General features: G+C 69.7%; 22 protein-coding genes and 1 pseudogene. 13 read left to right on the forward strand and 10 right to left on the reverse strand.

The window, feature by feature from the left end:
* Positions 1-219: 219 nt before the first annotated feature.
* The 3 genes from sufC to fdxA are packed head-to-tail and all read left to right on the forward strand — an operon-like array spanning position 220 to position 1,709.
* Positions 220-984: a Fe-S cluster assembly ATPase SufC gene (gene sufC / locus E3T40_RS00745; RefSeq protein WP_104193716.1), complete on the forward strand. Its 765-nt coding sequence runs from the start codon at positions 220-222 to the stop codon at positions 982-984.
* On the forward strand, positions 981-1,340 hold the full coding sequence (locus E3T40_RS00750) for a metal-sulfur cluster assembly factor (RefSeq protein WP_104193717.1): 360 nt from the start codon (positions 981-983) through the stop codon (positions 1,338-1,340). Before sufC ends, E3T40_RS00750 begins: the two co-directional genes overlap by 4 nt.
* Positions 1,341-1,385: 45 nt before the next feature.
* Positions 1,386-1,709, forward strand: a complete 324-nt coding sequence (gene fdxA / locus E3T40_RS00755) for a ferredoxin (protein ID WP_104100575.1) — start codon at positions 1,386-1,388, stop codon at positions 1,707-1,709.
* Positions 1,710-1,743: 34 nt separating this feature from the next.
* Here the strand turns inward: fdxA and E3T40_RS00760 are convergent, their stop codons facing one another.
* The 3 genes and pseudogenes from E3T40_RS00760 to E3T40_RS17445 all read right to left on the reverse strand — a co-directional run bounded on the left by E3T40_RS00760 (position 1,744) and on the right by E3T40_RS17445 (position 3,066).
* Positions 1,744-2,238 carry an aldehyde dehydrogenase family protein gene (locus E3T40_RS00760; protein WP_134542419.1) on the reverse strand — a complete coding sequence of 165 codons (495 nt, stop codon included), beginning with the start codon at positions 2,236-2,238 and terminating at the stop codon, positions 1,744-1,746.
* 154 nt (positions 2,239-2,392) lie between these two features.
* Positions 2,393-2,659 (reverse strand): annotated as a pseudogene (locus E3T40_RS16795) (IclR family transcriptional regulator C-terminal domain-containing protein); the annotation flags it as partial.
* Positions 2,578-3,066 (reverse strand): helix-turn-helix domain-containing protein, encoded by a 489-nt coding sequence (locus E3T40_RS17445; RefSeq protein WP_369828316.1) that lies wholly within the window; start codon positions 3,064-3,066, stop codon positions 2,578-2,580. The pseudogene E3T40_RS16795 and the gene E3T40_RS17445, both read right to left, overlap by 82 nt.
* Positions 3,067-3,214: 148 nt before the next feature.
* Between E3T40_RS17445 and E3T40_RS00770 the strand changes: the two genes are divergently transcribed.
* The 3 genes from E3T40_RS00770 to E3T40_RS00780 all read left to right on the forward strand — a co-directional run bounded on the left by E3T40_RS00770 (position 3,215) and on the right by E3T40_RS00780 (position 6,111).
* Positions 3,215-4,507 (forward strand): MFS transporter, encoded by a 1,293-nt coding sequence (locus E3T40_RS00770; RefSeq protein ID WP_241981624.1) that lies wholly within the window; start codon positions 3,215-3,217, stop codon positions 4,505-4,507.
* Between the two features lie 152 nt (positions 4,508-4,659).
* Positions 4,660-5,355, forward strand: a complete 696-nt coding sequence (gene nucS / locus E3T40_RS00775) for an endonuclease NucS (RefSeq protein ID WP_104169263.1) — start codon at positions 4,660-4,662, stop codon at positions 5,353-5,355.
* Between the two features lie 87 nt (positions 5,356-5,442).
* The gene (locus E3T40_RS00780) at positions 5,443-6,111 is read left to right on the forward strand and encodes an HAD hydrolase-like protein (RefSeq protein WP_104169262.1); all 669 of its coding nucleotides are present in this window, start codon (positions 5,443-5,445) and stop codon (positions 6,109-6,111) included.
* A 109-nt stretch (positions 6,112-6,220) separates the two neighbouring features.
* On the opposite strand, the gene hxlA is transcribed toward E3T40_RS00780, so the two are convergent.
* Together hxlA and hxlB are read right to left on the reverse strand one after the other, a co-directional pair.
* On the reverse strand, positions 6,221-6,844 hold the full coding sequence (gene hxlA / locus E3T40_RS00785) for a 3-hexulose-6-phosphate synthase (protein ID WP_104100578.1): 624 nt from the start codon (positions 6,842-6,844) through the stop codon (positions 6,221-6,223).
* A gap of 66 nt (positions 6,845-6,910) precedes the next feature.
* Positions 6,911-7,570 carry a 6-phospho-3-hexuloisomerase gene (hxlB, locus tag E3T40_RS00790; protein WP_134542421.1) on the reverse strand — a complete coding sequence of 220 codons (660 nt, stop codon included), beginning with the start codon at positions 7,568-7,570 and terminating at the stop codon, positions 6,911-6,913.
* Positions 7,571-7,670: 100 nt separating this feature from the next.
* Between hxlB and E3T40_RS00795 the strand changes: the two genes are divergently transcribed.
* From E3T40_RS00795 to E3T40_RS00805, 3 genes are all read left to right on the forward strand, one after another.
* Positions 7,671-8,507, forward strand: a complete 837-nt coding sequence (locus E3T40_RS00795) for a LuxR C-terminal-related transcriptional regulator (RefSeq protein WP_104169260.1) — start codon at positions 7,671-7,673, stop codon at positions 8,505-8,507.
* Positions 8,508-8,583: 76 nt separating this feature from the next.
* Positions 8,584-9,237 carry a bifunctional 2-polyprenyl-6-hydroxyphenol methylase/3-demethylubiquinol 3-O-methyltransferase UbiG gene (locus E3T40_RS00800; RefSeq protein WP_104169259.1) on the forward strand — a complete coding sequence of 218 codons (654 nt, stop codon included), beginning with the start codon at positions 8,584-8,586 and terminating at the stop codon, positions 9,235-9,237.
* 52 nt (positions 9,238-9,289) lie between these two features.
* Positions 9,290-10,579, forward strand: coding sequence for an MFS transporter (locus E3T40_RS00805; RefSeq protein ID WP_104193721.1), 1,290 nt, complete (start codon positions 9,290-9,292; stop codon positions 10,577-10,579).
* A 271-nt stretch (positions 10,580-10,850) separates the two neighbouring features.
* Here E3T40_RS00805 and arsA read toward each other — a convergent pair whose 3' ends face one another.
* Entirely contained in the window at positions 10,851-12,659 is a 1,809-nt protein-coding gene (gene arsA / locus E3T40_RS00810) for an arsenical pump-driving ATPase (protein ID WP_134542457.1), read from the reverse strand.
* A gap of 17 nt (positions 12,660-12,676) precedes the next feature.
* Positions 12,677-13,126: an arsenite efflux transporter metallochaperone ArsD gene (gene arsD, locus E3T40_RS00815; protein WP_134542422.1), complete on the reverse strand. Its 450-nt coding sequence runs from the start codon at positions 13,124-13,126 to the stop codon at positions 12,677-12,679.
* Between the two features lie 191 nt (positions 13,127-13,317).
* Here arsD and E3T40_RS00820 point away from each other — a divergent pair, with 191 nt between their 5' ends.
* Positions 13,318-13,800, forward strand: coding sequence for a heme-degrading domain-containing protein (locus tag E3T40_RS00820; protein WP_134542423.1), 483 nt, complete (start codon positions 13,318-13,320; stop codon positions 13,798-13,800).
* Positions 13,801-13,939: 139 nt separating this feature from the next.
* Positions 13,940-14,944, forward strand: coding sequence for an acyl-CoA thioesterase (locus E3T40_RS00825; protein ID WP_233193919.1), 1,005 nt, complete (start codon positions 13,940-13,942; stop codon positions 14,942-14,944).
* Positions 14,945-15,077: 133 nt separating this feature from the next.
* Here E3T40_RS00825 and E3T40_RS16145 read toward each other — a convergent pair whose 3' ends face one another.
* A complete protein-coding gene (locus E3T40_RS16145) occupies positions 15,078-15,245 on the reverse strand; it encodes a hypothetical protein (RefSeq protein WP_166786531.1) in 168 nt (55 codons plus the stop codon).
* A gap of 5 nt (positions 15,246-15,250) precedes the next feature.
* On the reverse strand, positions 15,251-15,376 hold the full coding sequence (locus E3T40_RS17240) for a hypothetical protein (RefSeq protein WP_255408583.1): 126 nt from the start codon (positions 15,374-15,376) through the stop codon (positions 15,251-15,253).
* 238 nt (positions 15,377-15,614) lie between these two features.
* On the opposite strand from E3T40_RS17240, the gene E3T40_RS00830 reads away from it, so the two are divergent.
* Both E3T40_RS00830 and E3T40_RS00835 read left to right on the forward strand, forming a co-directional pair.
* The gene (locus E3T40_RS00830) at positions 15,615-18,257 is read left to right on the forward strand and encodes an excinuclease ABC subunit UvrA (protein WP_166786532.1); all 2,643 of its coding nucleotides are present in this window, start codon (positions 15,615-15,617) and stop codon (positions 18,255-18,257) included.
* Positions 18,258-18,315: 58 nt separating this feature from the next.
* Positions 18,316-19,602, forward strand: coding sequence for an ATP-binding protein (locus tag E3T40_RS00835; RefSeq protein ID WP_104170965.1), 1,287 nt, complete (start codon positions 18,316-18,318; stop codon positions 19,600-19,602).
* A gap of 43 nt (positions 19,603-19,645) precedes the next feature.
* Here the strand turns inward: E3T40_RS00835 and E3T40_RS00840 are convergent, their stop codons facing one another.
* Positions 19,646-20,341: a FadR/GntR family transcriptional regulator gene (locus E3T40_RS00840; RefSeq protein ID WP_158250247.1), complete on the reverse strand. Its 696-nt coding sequence runs from the start codon at positions 20,339-20,341 to the stop codon at positions 19,646-19,648.
* Between the last annotated feature and the right edge of the window lie 88 nt (positions 20,342-20,429).

Here is a 20,429-nt window from a genome sequence, read left to right on the forward strand (position 1 = left end):
CGCCTCGTCGTGCGCGGCTTCCTCAGCGAGATCGTGCAACAAATCGGCTCCCCCCTGCTCGAAGAACGCCTCCAGGCGGCCATCGAAGCAGAACTCACCATGAGCGACCCGAGCTAAGCATCCGCCGCCGGATATCCGGCTCCCCAGGTCGACCAATCGGCCACTCCCCCATTCACCTGCGCAGTCACCGGCGTACGCCGGAGAACGAAAGAGAATTCCATGTCAGTTCTACAGATCATCGACCTGCACGTCAGCGTCTGGACCGACCAGGGCACCAAGCAGATCCTGCACGGGGTGAACCTGACCATCAACGAGGGCGAGATCCACGCCATCATGGGCCCGAACGGCTCCGGCAAGTCCACCCTCGCCTATACGATCGCCGGTCACCCGAAATACACTGTCGACAGTGGCTCGATCCTGCTCGACGGCGAAGAGGTCACCACGATGACCGTGGACCAGCGCGCCCGCGCGGGCCTGTTCCTGGCCATGCAGTACCCGGTGGAGATTCCCGGCGTCACGGTGACGAACTTCCTCCGCACCGCGAAGACCGCGATCGACGGCAGCGCGCCGCCCATCCGCAGCTGGATCAAAGATGTGCGCGAGTCGATGAAGCAGCTCCGCATGGACAAGTCCTTCGCTGAACGCAACGTGAACGAGGGCTTCTCCGGCGGTGAGAAGAAGCGCAACGAGATCCTGCAGCTCGAACTGCTGAAGCCCCGCTTCGCGGTGCTCGACGAGACCGACTCCGGCCTCGACGTCGACGCGCTCAAGATCGTGTCGGAGGGTGTGAACCGGGCCAAGGAGCACACCGGCCTGGGTCTGCTGCTGATCACGCACTACACCCGCATCCTGCGCTACATCAAGCCGGACTTCGTGCACGTCTTCGTCGACGGCCGCATCGCCGAACAGGGCGGCCCCGAACTCGCCGACCGCCTCGAAGACGAGGGCTACGATCGCTTCCAGAGCGCCGACGTCGCCCGATGAGCCTCGGGACAACCGCACTGCAGTCGGCGGAATCGACCCTGGGCGCGGCGCGGTTCGATGCCGTCCAGGAGGCCCTCAAGGATGTGATCGACCCGGAACTCGGCATCAACATCGTCGACCTCGGCCTGATCTACGATCTGGGCTGGGACGATGAAAACGATGCCCTGATCATTCACATGACCCTGACCTCGGCCGGCTGCCCGTTGACCGAGGTGCTCGAGCAGGAGATCGGCGTCAACCTGGACGGCATCGTCGACCAGTTCCGCATCAACTGGGTCTGGATGCCGCCGTGGGGCATCGACAAGATCACCGACGACGGCCGGGAGATGATGAGCGCTCTTGGATTCAACATCTAGCCAGCCCGTTGCCCCGATTCGGCTGAGTCTGACCGGGGCGTGCCGATGACCTATGTGATCGCCCTGCCCTGCGTCGACGTGAAGGACCGTGCCTGCGTCGACGAGTGCCCGGTCGACTGCATCTACGAGGGTGAGCGCTCGCTCTACATCCACCCCGACGAATGCATCGACTGCGGCGCCTGCGAGCCGGTCTGCCCGGTCGAGGCCATCTACTACGAGGACGACGTGCCCGAGAAGTGGGCCGAGTACTACAAGGCCAATGTCGAGTTCTTCGACGACATCGGCTCGCCCGGCGGGGCGGCGAAATCCGGCGTGTTCCAGAAGGACCACCCGATCATCGCCGCCCTGCCCCCGCAGGTGCGGCCCTGATCCTGCCGCGATCCTGAGCGCACCGCCGTGCCGGCTACGAGCGGATGCGGCGGTGCACCGACTGCGGCTTGAGGTAGACGTGCAGACCCTCCAGGCCGAATTCGACGCCGAGCCCTGAGCCATGCCGCCCCGCGAACGTGGCGGCATGGTTTGCGGCGAAGAATTTTATCCCGATCGAGCCCGTGTCCACCCGTGACGCCACCGCGAGGGCGGCATCCTCGTCTGCGGAGAAGACCGTTCCTCCGAGGCCGAAATCCGTGTTGTTGGCGATCCCGATGGCCTCCTCGAGGCGGTCGTAGCGCAAAATCGACAGCACCGGCCCGAAGACTTCCTCCCAGGCGATCCGCATGCCGGGCGTCACGTCGGCGAACACGGTCGGCGTGACGGAGAAGCCCCGGTCGAACCCGCTGGGCACGTCGCCGCCGGTCGTGGCGCGGGCACCCTCCGCCAGGCCCGACCGGATGTGACCAAGCACCGTGTCCCCCTGCGCGGCGGTCGCGCTCGGCCCGAACACGGTTGCCGGATCCATCGGGTCTCAGATCGCGACGGGGTCGATCACCGGGGTGGTTTGCGGGCGCGGGCGGCGGGCTGCAGCGCCGAGGGGGGAGTTGCGCGATTCCGACCTGGATGCGCTCGGCCGTGCCGAGCAGGATCGGCAGGTTGCGTTCGAGCTGGTGGGCGCGGCTGGTCGGCAGCACGATGCCGAGCCCGCCGACGACGCGGCCGTCAGCCTGGAAGTCCGGAACCGCCAGGGAGCAGGAGCCGAGGCGAACCTCCTCCGAGGCGAGCGCGAACCCCTGCACGCGGATCTTCTCGATCTCCCGGCGGAGCTGCTCGTGGTCGGTCTTCGTGAAGGCGGTGCGGGCGATCAGCGTGCCGCCGAGCACGGCGTCCTGCACCCAGTCCTCCTCGAATGCCAGGATGGCGCGCCCCATGGCGGTGGCGTGCATGGGCAGCCGGCCGCCGACCCGGGGGGCCTGCGGCACGCGCCGGGTGCCGTAGACGCGGTCGATGTAAAGCACGTCGGCCCCGTCGCGGATGGCCAGATGCGCGGTCTCCTGGGTGAGGCCGGAGAGGTCCTGCAGGTAGGGGGCGGGCCACGTCGCGCAGCTGCCGCCCCGCGTGCTGGCCGAGTTCCCAAAGGCGCAGGCCGATCTGGTTGCGGCCGCGGGCATCCCGCTGCACGGCGCCCCCCTCTTCGAGCTCGCCGAGCAGGCGGCACGGTGCTCTGTGGCAGCCCGCTCTCGGCGCAGATCTCGGAGAGCGACCGCGGTGAGGCGCTCTGCTCGAAGACGGCGAGGATGCTCAGCACCCGCGACGTCACGGATTGCCCGGGTGAGGATGTCCGACCAGCCACGTTCCCCCTTGGAAACGCTCGATCGCTTGCTCAGTCTACGAGCGTTCCGATCGGTGCGGCGGGGTGCGGCACCCCCCCCCCCCCCCTCTGTTGCCCCCTTGAAGTCCCCCCACGTGCGGCAGATTGCGTTTCGGATAACGTGGAGGGTGTGACCCACACTGCCCGCGACCTCGGAATCTCCGCCACCCCAGCCGCCCGGCCCGGGCTGCACGCCTGGCGGAACGCCGTGTTCGCACTCTTCTTCATTGCCGGACTCGCACTGGCCACCTGGATGTCCCGCATCCCGGCCGTGCGAGACGGCCTCGAGCTCTCGACCGCGCAGGTGGGCATTGTCATCTTCGGTCTCTCGGCCGGGTCGGTGATCGGCCTGGTGGCGGCGGTCGGGCTGCTCGCCCGCCTCGGCGCCCGGCGCGCCGTGGTACTCGGCGTCGCGATCTCCTCGGTCGGGCTCATCACGGCCGGGGTCGGCACGAGCCTGCTGGGGTCCACCGAGCTGGTCTTCGCCGGGCTGGTCCTGGTCGGTTTCGGGATGGGCTCGGTCGACGTCATGATGAACGTCGAGGGGGCGGCGGTTGAGCGGGCGATCGGCAAGACGCTGATGCCGCTGATGCACGCCTGCTTCAGCCTCGGCACCGTGGTCGGCGCACTGGCGGGCGCGGGGGCATCCTTCGTCTCGTTGCCGGTGTTCTGGCACCTGGCCGGGGTTGCGCTTCTCGTGCTCGCCACGGCCGTCGCCGGGGTGCGGTATATCCCGGTGCGAGCGGAGCTCGGCGACGAGCCGGCGACGGGCGCGGAGCCGGGCGTCGCGCCGGGAACGGCGGAGGCCGGGCCGCGCCCTGCGCCGCCGTGGCGGGAGCGCCTGCGTGTCGGCCTGTCCGCGTGGGGTGACACGAGGATCCTCCTGATCGGCACGATCGTGCTGGGCATGACCTTCGCCGAGGGCTCGGCCAACGACTGGCTGGCCCTTGCCGCCGTCGACGGGCACGGGCTGAGCAACACGGAGGGCGCCATCATCTTCGGCGTCTTCGTGACGGCGATGACCGTCGGCCGCGTGATCGGCGGGCCGATCCTGGACCGGTTCGGGCGGGTACCGGTGCTGCGCGCCTGCGCCGCGCTGGGCATCCTGGGCCTGGTGTTGTTCATCCTCGCGCCGAACGAGGGGCTGCTCTACACCGGCACGGTGCTCTGGGGTCTCGGCGCGTCACTCGGCTTCCCGGTGGGCATGTCGGCCGCCGCCGACGACACGCAGAACGCCGCCGCCCGAGTGAGCGCCGTCGCCATGATCGGCTATTTCGCGTTCCTCGTGGGCCCGCCCGTGCTCGGCCTGCTCGGCGAGGCCTGGGGCATCCTGAACGCCCTGTTCCTGATCCTGGCACTGATGGTTCTGGCGGGCCTGGCCGCCCCCGCCGCGCGCGAGCGCACCAACGCCCCCGCCGCCTAACGAATTCGACGGAGATTTTGGCGCTAGAGGCCGGTTTTGGGGCTGTTTCAAGCCGAAACGGCAAAATCTCCGTCGAATTGGTTCGGACCCGGGGCGCGGGAGGTTCGTCGAGGGTGGGCGAACGTATGCCGCGGCGCGGTTAGGCTCGAACCGTGCGCCTTGTGATTGCGAAATGTTCCGTCGACTACGCCGGGAGACTCAGCGCGCATCTGCCGCTGGCCACCCGCCTGCTCATGATCAAGTCGGACGGCAGCGTGCTCGTGCACTCCGACGGCGGCTCGTACAAGCCGCTCAACTGGATGAGCCCGCCGTGCAGCCTGGCGCTGTCCGAGCCCGATGACGACCAGACGGAGGCCGGCGTCACGGCCGTCTGGACGGTCACCCACGCCAAGACCGCCGACCAGCTCATCGTCAGCATCTACGAGGTGCTGCACGACTCCGCCCACGAGCTCGGCATCGACCCCGGGCTGATCAAGGACGGCGTCGAGGCCCACCTGCAGAAGCTGCTGGCCGAGCACATCCACCTGCTCGGCGACGGCCATATCCTGGTGCGCCGGGAGTACATGACGGCGATCGGCCCGGTCGACATCCTGGCGCGCGACTCCACGGGCGGATCCGTCGCCGTAGAGCTGAAGCGGCGCGGCGACATCGACGGGGTCGAACAGCTCACGCGCTACCTCGAACTCATGAACCGCGACCCGCATCTTGCGCCGGTGATCGGGGTTTTCGCCGCACAGATCATCAAGCCGCAGGCGCGCACCCTGGCCGAGGACCGGGGCATCCGTTGCCTCGTTCTCGACTACGACGCCATGCGCGGACTCGACGACACACAATCGAAACTCTTTTAGGAGCTGGCGGCCCGCGCGAAAGCGTATTACTCCTATTTTTCTTTAAATTCATGCGATGGATCGACTCCCGACCCCTAGTATTAGCCTGTGATTTCGACATTGACCCGCACGTGGAGTGCCATCATATTTGACCTTGACGGAACGATCACCGATTCCGCCCCGGCCATCACCAATGCCCTCGCCCGCACCTTCGCCGTGCTGGGCCGCCCGGTTCCCGCGGACGCGGAACTTCTGGCCTACGTGGGGCCGCCTCTGCTGGCCGCTTTCCGCGAGTACGCCGGCATGACACCGGAGGAGGCAGCCGAGGCTGTCGCCGTCTACCGCGCCGACGACCAAGGCAAGCACCTGCTGGACACCGCCATCTTCCCGGGCGTCGCCGGGCTCCTCGAGCGCATCCACGCGGCGAAGATCCCGATGGCCGTGGCCACCAGCAAAACCCAGCACAATGCGATCGCGGTGCTCGAGCACTTCGACCTGGCACAGTACTTCACCGCCATCGTGGGCTCCACCGACACCGAGACGCGCAGTTCCAAGGCCGACGTCGTGGCGGAGGCCCTCGAGCGCCTCGCCGCCGCCGGTGCCGACCTCAGCCAGCCCGTCATGGTCGGTGACCGCCGGTACGACGCGGAAGGTGCGGCCGCCCACGGCGTGCCGGCCATCCTCGTGGAGTGGGGCTACGGCTCCCCGTCCGAGGCCGCCGAGGCGACCGCGACCGTCTACTCCGCTGACACGCTCGGCAAGATGCTACTCGGCTGACACCCCCTCTCCCTGCCCCCACGAGAAAGCACCCCCGTCTCGAAACGAGGGTGCTTTTTCCGTATCCACGCGGACTCCCGCGCCAACTCCGGCGCGGACTCCGGGGTGGCTAGATGATGGCGGCGCGCAGGGCGGCCGCCGCGGCGGCCGGGTCCTCGGCGCCGTAGATGGCGCCGCCGGCGACGGCGACCCGGGCCCCGGCACGCTGCACGGAGGCAATGGTGGCGACGCTCACACCGCCGGCCAGGGAGAACGGAACCCGGGCGGTCTCACCCTGGTTGAGCAGAGTCGAGAGCGAGAAGCCGGGCTCCGCCTGCTCGTCAAGGCCGGCGTGCATCTCGACGAAGACGGCGCCGAGCTTTGTCACTTCGCGGGCCCGCGTCACCTTGTCGGCGACGCCGATCAGGTCGACGACGACGCCTTTGCCATGCTTCGTGGCCGCGGCGACGGCCCCGACGATGGTACTGTCCCCGGCCGTGCCGAGCACGGTCACCAGGTCGGCGCCGGCGGTGAACGCCAGGTCGGCCTCGAGCTCACCGGCATCCATCGTTTTGAGGTCGGCGAAGACCGTCTTGTCGGGGTGAGCGGCCTTGATGGCGGTCACGGCACGCAGGCCCTCCGCCTTGATCAGCGGGGTGCCGAGCTCGATGATGTCCACGTAGGGTGCAACCTTCGCGGCCAGCTCGAGGGCCGCATCCGTGGTGAGTACGTCCATGGCGACTTGAAGCTTCATGATGGTCTTCTTTCCGGTTTTGGTGACGTCTGGTGAGGTCTGATAGGTCTGAGTGAGTGAAAAGCGTTATTCGAGGTTGGCGTGGCGCGGCCACAGCTCGTCGGCCGTGGCCCCGGATGCCTTCCACAGGCTGTGGAAGATCGCGTCGCCAAGCACGACGACGGTCTGTTCAAAGAGCGCGCCCGAGTACTGCAACGACCGGAGTTCGTCGTGGTCCTGCTTCTGGGCGGCCGGCACGACCACGGTCACCGCGGCCAGCGCGGCCAGCGGGGAGTCCGGTGCGGTGGTGATCGCGATCACCCGGGCACCGGATGCCGCGGCGGTCTCGGCCGCGCGCACGACGGCGGCCGTCGCGCCGGACCCGCTCGCTACCAGCAACACGTCGCCGGCCGCGATCGCCGGGGTGGTGACCTCGCCGACCACGTGCACGTCGAGCCCGAGGTGCATCAGCCGCATCGCGGTCATGCGCAGGGCCAGGCCGGACCGGCCCGCGCCGAGCACAAACACGCGCCGGGCTCCCCGCAGGGCGGCCGCGGCCTGGTCGAGGGTCGGGAGACCGGCCGTGTCGTCGGTGCTGTTCCTGCTGTTCCTGCTGTTCGTGCTGTTCGTGCTGTTCGTGGTCGCCGTCGTCAGGAGCTGGCGCACGATCCCGGCGTTCTCGGCCGCGATGGCGGCGAGCGATTCGGTCACGGTCAGTGTCACGGGGGTGTCGGTGCAAGAAGGCATCCCCTTATGGTCCACTCTTTCGGGCGGGCAGGAGGCCCACCGAACGGGCGGTGCACCTACCCGAACGGATGGCTGAACGCACCCCCGGTAGGCTGCTGAGGTGAATAGTCAGCGCCCAGCCCCCTCGATCGAGCCGTTCGACTCCCGTTCGGCCGCCGCCGAGCGCGCCCGGGTCGTCGCCGACCTGACCGACACGCAGGCGACCACGCTCGAGTCCCTGCTCGCCGTGCTCCGCTCCCGGAACACGAGCGACGCCTCGGCCCGGCAAACCGCGATCGACCTGGCCGCGACGGCGATGGTGGCGCTGCGCGCCGTCTCCGACCTCGACCGGTCCCTCACCGAGGAGCCCGTTGCTCGGGCCTTCGAACGCCTGCGCGACGACCTGCGCCCGCTCGTGCGCTTCGGCGACCTCGACGTGCAGTTCATCGAGCCGCCCGTGAACGGCCGGGCCCTGCCCGGCGAGGTGGCCCACGCCGCCCGGGCCATCGTGCGCGGCGCGGTCCTGGCTCTGGTCGAGCAGGCCGGGGTGGCCCGCGTGCGCGTGCACTGGGACTGCGACGGCAGCAACCTTTTGATCCACATCCGCGACGACGGCTCCGGCGACCTCACCCCGGACAGCCCGAGCGTCAGCCGGTTGACGAGCCGGGTGGCCGCACTGAACGGGACGCTGCGGCTGGAGGCGACGACCGGCTGGGGGTCCGAAATGACCGTCACCCTCCCCCTCGACGTGCCGCTCGCACCGCTCACGGCGGCCGCCGCGTGGGGTCTGAGCCCGCGCGAGAAGGGCGTGCTCGAGCTGGTCGCCTCCGGCGCCCGCAACCGGGCGATCGCCGAGACGCTCTCGATCAGCGAAAACACGGTCAAGTTCCACGTCGCCAACCTGCTGCGCAAGGTGGGTGCCTCCACCCGGGCCGAGCTGGCAGCGCTCTCCCGCTGAGCCGCCGCTTCCGTGCGAAACTGGCCATCGCGCAGCATCCGTTCACACCGACGGATGCCCGCCGAGAGGACACGCGATGGACGCCACCGAATGGGACACCCGCTACCGCCTCGCCCGTGAGGCACAGGCCGGCCAGGCCGGACGTCTGTGGTCGGCTCTGCCGGCACAGATCGTGCAGGACACCGTGAGCCCGTTCCCGCCGGGGCGTGCGCTGGACCTGGCCACCGGCGACGGTCGCAACGCGATCTGGCTGGCCGGCCACGGCTGGACGGTCACGGCGGTCGACTTCTCCGCCGAGGCCGTCGGCCAGGCCGAAGCGCACGCCGCCGAGGCAGGCGTGTCGGTGGACTGGCAGGTCGGCGACGCCACAACCTGGGATCCGGCAGGCGAAAGCTTCGACCTGGTCACAGTGATGTACCTGCACCTGCCCGAGCCCGCCTTGCGCGCCGTGCTGGCCCGCGCCGCCGGGTGGCTCTCCCCCGGCGGGCACCTGGTCGCGCTCGGGCACGACCAGACCAACCTCGCGACCGGGGCTCCCGGACCAGGCGATCCGGCCATCCTCTACTCGCCCGAGCTGCTGCGTTCCTGCATCGACCCCGCAAGTCCGGGTGCCTCCCGGGTCGTGCGCTGCGAGACCATCCGCCGCGACCTCGCCACCGACCCGGAGGCCCCCGGCGACGGCGGCGCCGCCACGTTCGCCTTCGACACCCTGCTCGTCGTCAAAGTCTAATTACCCCCTGGGGTATGCTGAAACCCCAGCGCACATGCCACAAGGAAGCCCGATGTCCACCAATCCGGATGCGCCCGCGCCCGTGACCCCGGACGCCCGCCCCGTGCCCACGCCCGCCGACCACACGCCGCTGCAGCGCACGGTCGTGCGGGTGCTCATCGCAGGCCAGATCCTCGGCGGCATCGGCATGGGCGCGACGCTCTCCCTCGGCGCCCTGCTGGCCGCGCAGCTCTCCGGCTCCAGCGCCTGGTCGGGCATGGCCGCCACCATGAGCACCCTCGGCGCCGCCCTCGTGGCCGTACCGCTGGCCCGCCTGGCCCAGCGCCGCGGGCGCCGCCGCTCCCTCGCGACCGGCTCGCTCATCGCCGGCTCCGGCGCTGTTCTCGCCATCACCTCGGTCGCGGTCGACATCTTCCCGCTGCTCCTGCTGGCCCTGATACTCCTCGGCGCCGGATCGGCCACGAACCTGCAGGCCCGCTTCGCCGCCACCGACCTCGCGAGCACACAATTCCGGGCGCGCGACCTGTCCATCGTGGTCTGGTCGACGACCATCGGCGCCGTGCTCGGCCCGAACCTGTTCGGCCCCGGCGAGGTCGTGGGGAAGGCCATCGGCCTGCCCCCGCTGACCGGTGCCTTCGCCTTCTCCCTGATCGCCACGGTCGGCGCGGCCGTCGTCTACACGGTCGGACTCCGCCCCGACCCGCTGCTCACCGCCCTCGCCGCACGCGAGGTCGACCCCGCCGGCGGCACGCGGCGCGGCGGCCTGGCCATCGTGCGCGTCAACCCGCAGGCCCGCTTCGCAGTGGTCGTGATCGCCTGCAGCCACGCCACCATGGTCGCCCTGATGTCGATGGCCCCGGTGCACCTGCGCGACCACGGCGCCACCCTGACGCTGGTGGGGCTGACCATCAGTTTCCACGTCGCCGGCATGTACGCGCTCTCGCCCGTCTTCGGTTGGCTGGCCGACCGGCTGGGACGGATACCCGTCATCCTCATCGGCCAGAGCCTGTTGCTGGTCTCGCTGGCGATCTTCTGGCTGGCCGGGGAGTCACAAACTGCCATGACGGTGGGGCTGATCCTGCTCGGACTGGGCTGGTCGGCATCCGTCGTCGCCGGCTCGGCGCTGATCGCCGAGGCGGTGGGCGTGCACGACCGCGCCGCCCTGCAGGGTTTTTCCGACCTGTCGATGAACGGGGCCGGTGCCCTCGGCGGAGCCCTGGCCGGCCTGATCCTGAGCGCGATCGGCTACTCCGGGCTCGGGCTGGTCACCATGGTGCTCGCGGGCGTCATCGTCGTCTGGTCTGCCGTGCGCGGCACCACGGCCCCGCTGGTCGTGCGTTAACCGGGTCAGTCCTGACGATTGGTTATTTCACTGCGGCAGGTCCGAGTCGACCGCACCGCGTGGGTGCTTTCCGCACAGCTGGCATCCCGCCCTCGGTGTCGAACCAATTCGACGGAGACCTTGTGCTGAGAGCGCTCTTTCCGACCGTTTGAACCCGATTTGGCCAGAATCTCCGTCGAATTCGTTCGGGACGGAGGTGCTGCGGGGCCTCAGACTCGACAGACGCAGGGGCTGGAACGCTGGCCGACCCCCTCGCTGGCCGACCGGCCAGCTAGCGAACGGATGCAGGCGCGGGCTGCCGCCCCGCGGCGAGCGCGAGCAGCGCCGGAATGCCCACCGGCTCCTCCGCCAGCAGCGGCACCACCGCGAGCCGCGGGGCGCGTTTCTCGTGCACGTGCTCGAGCTCGGGGAGCTCGTTCCGGGCCCGCGCGAGCAGCAGCGGGTTGGTCGGCGCCGCCGCGGCGATCGAGTTGTTCACGATCCACGCCCACGGGGTGATGCCGGCCCGCTCCAGGTCGGCCTGCAGCTCCGCGGCCTCGAGCACGGGCGTGGTCTCGGCGAGGGTGACCAGGATCACCTTCGTCTGCTCCGGGTCCTGCAGCCGCATCATCGGCGTCGTCAGACGGATGCCGTCGCCCAGCTGCCGGGTGACCTCGCGGTGGTACGACCCGGTCGCATTCAGCAGCAGCAGGGTGTGGCCCGTGGGCGCGGTATCCATCACGACGAAGGTGCCCTTCGCCTCCCGGCTCACGCGGGAGAAGGCCTGGAACACGGCGATCTCCTCCGTGCACGGCGAACGCAGGTCTTCGCGGAGCATGGCTTGGCCCTGCGCGTCGAGGTGAGCGCCCTTCGTGCGCATGACCCGCTCGGTGTAGTTGGCGATTTCGACGGCCGGGTCGATCCGGGACACGGTCATATTCGCCAGCCCGCCGGCCAGGGTGTCGTCGAGGTGCGCGGCCGGGTCGGTCGTGGTGAGGTGCACGGGCAGCCCACGTACGGCGAGGCTGACGGCGATCGCCGCCGCGAGCGTGGTCTTGCCCACACCGCCCTTGCCCATCAGCATCACCAGGCCGTGGCCGCCGGCCTCGATCTTGTCGACGAGAGCCGAGAGCGGGGCCCCCGGAGCGACCGTGGCGATTCCGGTGCCCGGCGTCGGGACGACTTCAGGCTCGAGCAGGCTGCGGAGCGCGGCCAAGCCGACCATGTTGGTGCTCTTCAGCCCCACGTAGTCGGTGGGCGCGGTGCGCAGCCCCGCGGGCATCGCGGCGAGCGCCTGCTGTTCGCGCACCCGGATGGCGTCGAAGAGCGGGTCGGCCTCGGCGGGCGTGCCCGCATCGGCATCAGAAAGCGTTGCCGGTCCGGCCGGCAGGATGCCGTTGACCACCAGGTGCTGACGCTGCATGCCGATGGCAGCGAGTTCTGCCTGGGTGCGGGCGGCCTCCCGCAGGGCGCCGCCCTGGGCGCGCGCCACGAGCACCAGCCGGGTGCGGGCAGGGTCGGCGAGGGCGGCCACGGCGTCGGCGTAGACGGCACGCTGCTTCTCGAGGCCGGAGAGCGGCCCGAGGCAGGACGCGTCGCCCGTGCCCTCGGTGAGGAAGTCGGTCCACGACCCGGGCAGCTGCAGCAGACGGATGGTGTGCCCGGTGGGGGCCGTGTCGAAGAGGATGTGGTCGTACGCGGCCGTCCACGCGGCATCCGTCAGCAGGTCGGTGAACTCGTTGAACGAGGCGATCTCGGTGGTGCAGGCACCCGAGAGCTGCTCCTCGATCGAGGCCATCTCGGCCAGCGGCAGCAGGCCGCGCACCGGGCCGACGATGCGTTCGCGGTACTGCGCGGCCGCCTGCTCGGGGTCGATCTCGAGGGCCGACAGGCCGGGCACCGCCGCGATCGGCGTGACCGTGTTGCCGATGGTCACGCCGAAGACCTGACCCACATTGGAGGCCGGATCGGTGCTGACCAGCAGCACGGATGCCCCGGACTCGGCCAGACGCACCGCGCTCGCGCACGCGATGGAGGTCTTGCCGACCCCGCCCTTGCCGGTGAAGAAGAGGAAACGTGGGGCGTCGTCGAGGAAGCGCAGGGTCGTCATGATCGGCCCTAGCAGCAGCAGCCGGCATCGGCGCCCGCGGTATTTTCAGTGAGCTCGGTGGCCGTGGCGCTACCGGACCCGGCCATGGCTAGCAGCCGCACCGTTCCCTCCGGCTGCACGGCCGCACGGTGACTGGCCGCGCCGGTGTCGACAGCCGCCACGTCGGTCCAGCTCGCGAGCTCGGCGCGGGTCGGGTAGCGGCCGGTGAGCACGGTGGCTCCCCCTACGAGCGTGACGGGCAGGCCCTCCTGGCCGACGGTGTGCAGGAACTGGCGGGCCACCTCGTTCTCCACGAAGGCGAGGGGCTCCTGGGCCAGGTTGAATCGGGCAATGTCGCCGCCGTTCGCGCGGGTGAAATCGAGGTCCGCGGAGAAGGTGACCAGCGCCTGGTCGACGTCGACTCCGCAGATGCCTGTGCCGCAGCACAGTCCCGGTTCGAAAATCTCGATGTGTGCCATGGGTGACCATCTCCTAGACCGGCATCCAGAAGGGACGACTTGTCCGTGATGACGGTCCTCCCAGTATATCGACGCTTATCGATATTTGGCGACCCGTTTGCGTTAGCACCGGCTCCCGTTGCGAGCGCGGGAGTGGAAGACTGACTGCGGGCGCCTCTGCCCTGTTCATCATTCAACCCGAAAGGCATGCGATGACCGACGCGCACGACGCCGCAGACCTTCTCCCGCTGCTTCTCGAGCAGGAACGTGTCATTCAGTTCGACTCCTTCGACGTGGGCGACGCCTGGGCCGTCGGGTCGCGGCTCGTGGGACTCGGCAACGCCCGGCGGCATCCGATTGCGGTGTCGATCATGTTCGGCGACCAGCGCGTCTTCCATGCCGCCCTGCCCGGTGCCTGCGCCGACAATGACGCCTGGCTCGAGAACAAGTTCCGGGTGGTGCGGCGCTTCGCCAACTCCTCCTACGCCGTGGGCATGCGCTTCCGAGCGAACTCCCGCGACTTCAGCACCGACTCGAACCTCGACCCGAACACACACGCCGCGCACGGCGGCGCCTTCCCCCTGCGCGTACGGGGCTCTCTCATCGGCGTCGTCGGCGTCTCCGGGCTGGCCCAGCGCGATGACCACGACCTTGTCGTCGAGGCGCTCGAGGAACACCGCCGCACCCACGGCTGACCGGCAACGGTCTGGCCCGCACCCGACTCCCCTGCCCGGGCTGCCCCGTCCCGGGCCCCGTCCCGCAGCCCTGTCCCGCAGCCTGCCCGGATGTGAAAGTCTGGACCGAAGCCCCTGACCTGCTTTCGTTGGAGTATCCGTGACCGCCGCACCTGTCCGTTCGATCCCGCAATTCGACGCGGGCATGCCCGACGACCGCATCACCCTGCGGTTCATGGCTGTTCCCGCCGACGTCGCCGCTTCGGGTGCGACCGTGGCCGCGGGCAGCGTGCTCGAGTGGATTGACAAGGCCGCTTACGCCTGTGCGGTGGGCTGGAGCGCCTCCGACACGGTCACCGCCTACGTCGGCAATGTGCACTTCACCCGGCCGATAAAGCCCGGCAACCTGGTCGAGGTGCACGCCCGCATCATCCACACCGGACGCACGAGCATGCACGTGCTTGTCACGGTCGAGACCACGGATGTCCGCGCCCGGGAATACAGTCCGGCGACCCACTGCATCCTCGTCTTCGTCGCCGTCGACGATGCCGGGAAGCCGCAGGAAGTTCCCTTGTGGGTGCCCCACTCCGACGTCGACCGGGAGCTGCAAGAGAACGCGACGGCCCGGCTCCAGCCGCGCAAGCGCATCCAGACTGCTATGCGCTCACAGGAATATACCGATGACAGCACCACGCCACGCACGGTGTTCCGGTTTTTGGCCGACCCCGCCGACGCGAACTGGGGCGGCAACGCCCACGGCGGTACCGTGATGCGCTGGATCGACGAGGCCGCCTTCGCTACGGCGGCGGCCTGGAGCTCCGTCGCGGCCGTGGCCGTCTACTCGGGCGGCATCCACTTCTACCGGCCGATCCACATCGGGCACATCGTCGAAGTGGATGCCCGGCTCATCCACACCGGCAAGCGCAGCATGCACATCAGCATCCGGGTGCGCTCGGGCAGTCCACGCACGCCGCACGATTTGCACCTCACGACGCAGTGCATGAGCATTTTCGTCGCACTCGGCGCGAACGGGCACGCCGAGTCGGTAGAGCCACTGACGCTGATCACCCCGGAAGACAAGCGGCTCGACCAGCACGCCCGGGACCTGATGGAATTGCGCGCGCCGCTGGTCATGATGCCCGTTGACCACCTGCGCCTGCCGTGACCGGCGCGCCCTCACGGCCCGAACGAATTCGACGGAGATTTTGCGCGAATCGGACCTGAATCCTGCGAAAGAGCGCTTTCACGCCAAAATCTCCGTCGAATCGGTTCTACACCGGCTCCGGGGAACCGACGGGTCACTCCTCGGGGTCGTTCGCGTGCTCGGCGGCTGCGGCCAGTGCGGCGCGCTCGCTCTTCGAGAGCCGCGCGACGTAGGCGCGCTTGAGTTCGGCCCAGCGGGGCATCGAGACCTGGTGGGCAGGTACTTGCTGGTCGGAACCGGTGGGAGTGGTGCGGTCGGCCATGGTACTCAGCGACGCTCGCCGATTGGGGCGGCGCTCGGCGCGGACTGGCGGGACAGGAACGCCCGCTTCAGGGACGCCCAACGCAGCAGGGAAACGTAGTGGGTAGCGGTGGATCCGGATGTATCAGCCAATGGTTCTCTCAGTCTCAAACATGGTTTGAACGGCACGCCGCTGAGCCTGGTTCTATAGAAGAGCGATCGAGATTGTCACGGTAGAACATCGGGATCTGTCACGGTTGAGTATCGAGATGAAGACCGACCCACCGCCATCAGTGGACGGGATCGCAATTCACCATTATACCGCGTCGCCTCTCAGGTCCACTATCTCTAGCCCGGCATCCGCCCAGACGTTCGGGCTAGAGTCGGCCGAATGCAACCGCCTCGCCCTGACGCCGACACCGCCGCCTCGACCCGGATCGCTCCGTCGACCGCACCGGGGAACGCGCCGTTCGCGGGCTTCGTGCAGGTGCGCGGGGCTCGGGAGAACAACCTCCGGAACGTCGACGTCGACGTTCCCCGGGACGCCATCGTCGCCTTCACCGGGGTCTCCGGCTCCGGAAAGTCGTCGCTGGCGTTCGGCACCATCTTCGCGGAGGCCCAGCGCCGGTTCCTGGAATCCGTCGCGCCCTACGCGCGTCGGCTGATCCAGCAGGGCCACACCCCGCAGGTTGACGAAATCACGGGGCTGCCGCCGGCCGTGGCCCTGCAGCAGCGCCGGGGTGCGCCCAGCTCCCGCTCGAGCGTGGGCACCCTGACCACCCTGTCCAACTCGCTGCGGATGCTGTATTCCCGGGCGGGCATGTACCCGGCGGCTGCCCCACGCCTCGAGTCCGACTCCTTCTCCCCCAACACCGTGGCCGGCGCCTGCCCGCAGTGCCACGGCCTCGGCACGGCGCATACCGTGACCGAGGCAACCCTCGTGCCCGACCCTGCCCTGAGCATCCGTGACGGCGCCATCGCGGCCTGGCCGGGCGCCTGGCAGGGCAAGAACCTGCGGGACATCCTGATCACCCTTGGCTACGACGTGGACACCGCCTGGCAGGACCTGCCGCGCTCTGCGCGGGACTGGATCCTCTTCACTGAGGAACAGCCCGTGGTGGAGGTCACCCCGCAGCGCGACCGCATCGCCAAGCCGTACCAGGGCCGATTCTGGAGCGCGAAGAGCTACGTGCTGCACACCCTGGCCGACTCCAAGAGCCAGAGTCAGCGGGAGCGCGCGCTGCGTTTCGTCGAATCCGGCCCGTGTCCGCTGTGCGACGGCAGCGGTCTCACGCCCGCGGCCCTGGCGGTCACGGTGGCCGGCCGGTCGATCGCCCAGCTCAACCTGCTGCCGCTGACCGGGCTCGCCGAGCTGCTTCGCCCGACGCTCCGGGCGAGCGGCGCCGAGCGCAACGCCGCGCCTGGTACCGCGAAGCCGCACGCCGCGGAGCCCACGGAGGCCGCCGTGACCCTCACCCGGGACCTGCTCGCCCGCATCGAGGTGCTGCTCGAACTGGGCCTCGGCTACCTGAGCCTCGGGCGCGCGACGCCCACCCTCTCCCCCGGCGAGATGCAGCGCCTGCGCATCGCCACCCAGCTGCGCTCGGGCCTGTTCGGCGTGATCTACGTGCTCGACGAACCGTCGGCCGGGCTGCACCCGGCCGACGCCGAACCGCTGCTGCTCGTGCTGGAGCAGCTGAAGGCATCCGGCAACTCGGTCTTCGTCGTCGAGCACAACATGGACATCGTGCGCCGCGCCGACTGGGTCGTCGACGTGGGCCCGCTGGCCGGGGCCGGCGGCGGCGTCGTGCTCTACAGCGGACCCATCGCAGGTTTGGCCGATGTGTCGGAGTCGGTTACCCGGCAGTTCCTGTTCCCGGCCGCGCCGGAGCCGGCCGCGCCAGCCATGCCCCAGCCCGACGCGCCCCAGCCCGCGGCGCTGCGCACACCAGAACGCTGGCTGGGCCTGCACGGTGTCACCCGGCACAACCTCCGAGGCGTCGACGCCGGCTTCCCGCTCGGTGTGCTGACCGCGGTGACCGGCGTGTCCGGTTCGGGCAAATCCACCCTGGTCAGCCAGGTTCTGGCGGATTCCGTGCGGCTCGCGCTGCATCCGGAGTCCGACGCCGCCGTCGCCTCTGATCCGACGGCAGCCGCAGGCGCCGTCGACGACGACGGCGACGACGGCGAACGCGGCGACCCCGAGCCGCGGGCGCGGGTCGACCGGATCACCGGCCTGGAGGCCGTGGACCGCCTGGTGCGCGTGGACCAGAAGCCGATCGGGCGCACTCCGCGCTCCAACCTGGCCACCTACACCGGGCTCTTCGACGCGGTGCGCGCGACCTTCGCGGCCACGGACGAGGCCCGGAAGCGCGGCTACGGCGCCGGGCGGTTTTCCTTCAACGTGCCCGGCGGCCGCTGCGAGACCTGTCTCGGAGAGGGCTCGGTGAGCGTCGGGCTGCTCTTCTTGCCCGGCAGCTACACGCCCTGCCCGGCCTGCCTTGGCTCGCGCTACAACCCGGAGACCCTTCAGGTGACCTATCAGGGCAAGTCCATCGCCGACGTGCTCGGCCTGAGCGTCGAGGAGGCCGCCGGCTTCCTCGCCGACGTGCCGGCCGCTGCCCGCAGCCTCGCTACCCTGCGGGAGGTCGGGCTCGGCTACCTGCGTCTCGGCCAGCCGGCCACCGAGCTCTCCGGCGGCGAGGCCCAACGCATCAAGCTCGCCACCGAACTGCAGCGCGCCCGCCGCGGCCACACGATGTACCTCCTCGACGAGCCGACCACCGGACTGCACCCCGCGGATGTCCGCCTTCTCCTGGCCCAGCTGGGCCGCCTCGTCGACGCCGGCAATACGGTGATCGTCGTCGAGCACAACCTCGATGTGGTGGCCGCCGCCGACTGGGTGATCGACCTGGGACCGGCCGGCGGAGATGCGGGCGGCCAGATCGTGGCGACCGGAACCCCGGATGCCGTCGCGCGGCACCCGCACAGCCGCACCGCGCCTTACCTTGCCCGCCGCTTGGCTGATCGCTAGTTCGGTGACGCAAGTGCCATAGATTGGGAGGCGTACGTGTCGGCGCGAAGGAGCACTCATGACTGGTTGGCGGATCCGCGACTTTCACTCGGACGACCTCGACGGCATCCTTCGCCTCTGGGAAGAGATCACGGCCGCCAAGACGGAGCCCGTCTACGGCCTGTCCGAGGTGCTGGCCTCCTGCCAGAAGGATGACGCCGTGGTCGCCCTTGCCGGCGACGAGGTCGTCGGGGCCGCCGTGGGCCGCGCCGCCCACGCCCAGGGCTGGGTCGTCTTCCTCGCCACCGCGCAGCGCTACCAGGGCCGCGGCATCGGCACGGCCCTGCTGGCCGCCCTCGAGAAGAAGATGTCCCGGCACGCGTTGACCAAGCTGTCCGCGCTGATGCCCGAATCGGCCACGCGCGTCGACGCCTTCGTGAAGCGGGGCTTCGAGGTCAAGCAGCACCTGCGCTACTTCGAGCGCCACATCCCGGTGCAGCGCGAGGAGCTGCGGTCGCTCAGCGAACTGGGCGGGCGCATCCTGCCGCGCGATCTCTGGGAGGGCGTCGGCGGCATGCGCACCGAAAAGGAGCTGCTCGAACGAAGGCTCGTCATGCCACTGGCCAAACCCGACATGGCCGAACAGTACGGCGTCGTGCCACCGAAGGCGGTCGTGCTCTTCGGGCCTCCCGGAACGGGCAAGACCACCTTCGCAAAGGCCATCGCGTCGCGGCTGGAATGGCCCTTTGTCGAGGTCTTCCCCTCGCGGCTCGCGGCTGACCCCAAGGGCCTTGCCGGTGCGCTTCGGGAGACCTTCCTGAAGATCTCCGAGCTGGAGCACGCGGTCGTCTTCATCGACGAGGTCGAGGAGATCGCGGCGCAACGCGGCGGCGAGCCACCCTCGGCGCTGCAGGGCGTCACCAATGAGCTGCTGAAGATCATTCCCGCCTTCCGCGAGCAGCCCGGCCGGCTCCTGGTCTGCGCCACGAACTTCATCCGCGCCCTCGATTCCGCCTTTCTCCGGCACGGACGCTTCGACTACGTCATCCCGATCGGGCTTCCGGATGTCGCCGCCCGCCAGGCCATCTGGGAGCGCTACATCCCCGAGGGCAGGAAAAGCACGGTCGACCTGAGCGCGCTCGTCACCGCAAGCGACGGGTTCTCACCAGCCGACATCGAGTACGCCGCCCGGCGCGCCTCCCAGCAGGCGCTGGAACGCGCACTGTTCGAGGGGGAGGACGAGTCGACGCCCGGCGGCCCGGGCACCGAGGACTACCTGGTCGCGATCCGGTCGACCCGCACCACCGTGTCGGCCCAGGTCGCCAGCGAATTCCTGGAGGACATCGAGCGGCTCGCCCGGCTCTGAGCACGAGGTGCCGGGCAACGGACACCGCGCCAGGCCGGCAGTCTCAGGCCCCGAGGCCCCGTTCGGCGCGGCCCGATTCCTGGATGAACTCGGTCAGGGTGGCCTCGATCGTGGCATACGACCAGCGGTACGCGGCATCCTCGTCGCGCGCGAACAGCGCCTCGGCCAGCTGGTTGTGCCGGTGGGCCGACGGCGGCGTGTACTCGGTGATGGTGAAGCGCTTCTCCTCCTCGCGCGTGCGGAGGAGCGCCGCGACCGTGCCGGCGAAGTGCCCCATCACGCTGTTGCCGGAGGCGATCAGGATCAGGGAGTGGAACTCGATGTCGGCCTCGAGGAACCCGCGACCGTCGCCGGCAAGGTCAGCCGCGACCATGCCCTCGGCTGCCGCCCGCACCGCGTCCAGCTGCTCGGCGGTCATCAGGCGCGCGCTCAGTCGGGCGGCCACAGGCTCGATGCCGAGGCGCAGTTCGAGCATCTCGCGCATCTGGGTGAGATAGTCGGTGCCGCGTCCGCGCCAGTAGATGATCTGCGGGTGCATCAGGTCCCAGGAGGTGCGAGGCAGCACCTGGGTGCCCACCCGCTGCCGCGGCTCGACCATACCCAGCGACTGCAGCACCCGCAGTGCCTCGCGCAGCACGGAGCGAGAGACCGCGAATTCCTCGCTGATCACGTCCAGGTTCAGGATGTCGCCGGTCAGGTATCCGCCGTCGACGATCTGTTGGCCCAGCGAGTTCACCACCCGCGCATGAAGCCCTCGCTCACGCCACACTCCTGCGCCCGCCCCACGGTTCATCTCAGCTTCTCCCTGCGGACTGGCCGCGCGCGTC

Source organism: Cryobacterium sp. TMT1-19, from assembly GCF_004403055.1.
Lineage (GTDB): Bacteria > Actinomycetota > Actinomycetes > Actinomycetales > Microbacteriaceae > Cryobacterium > Cryobacterium sandaracinum.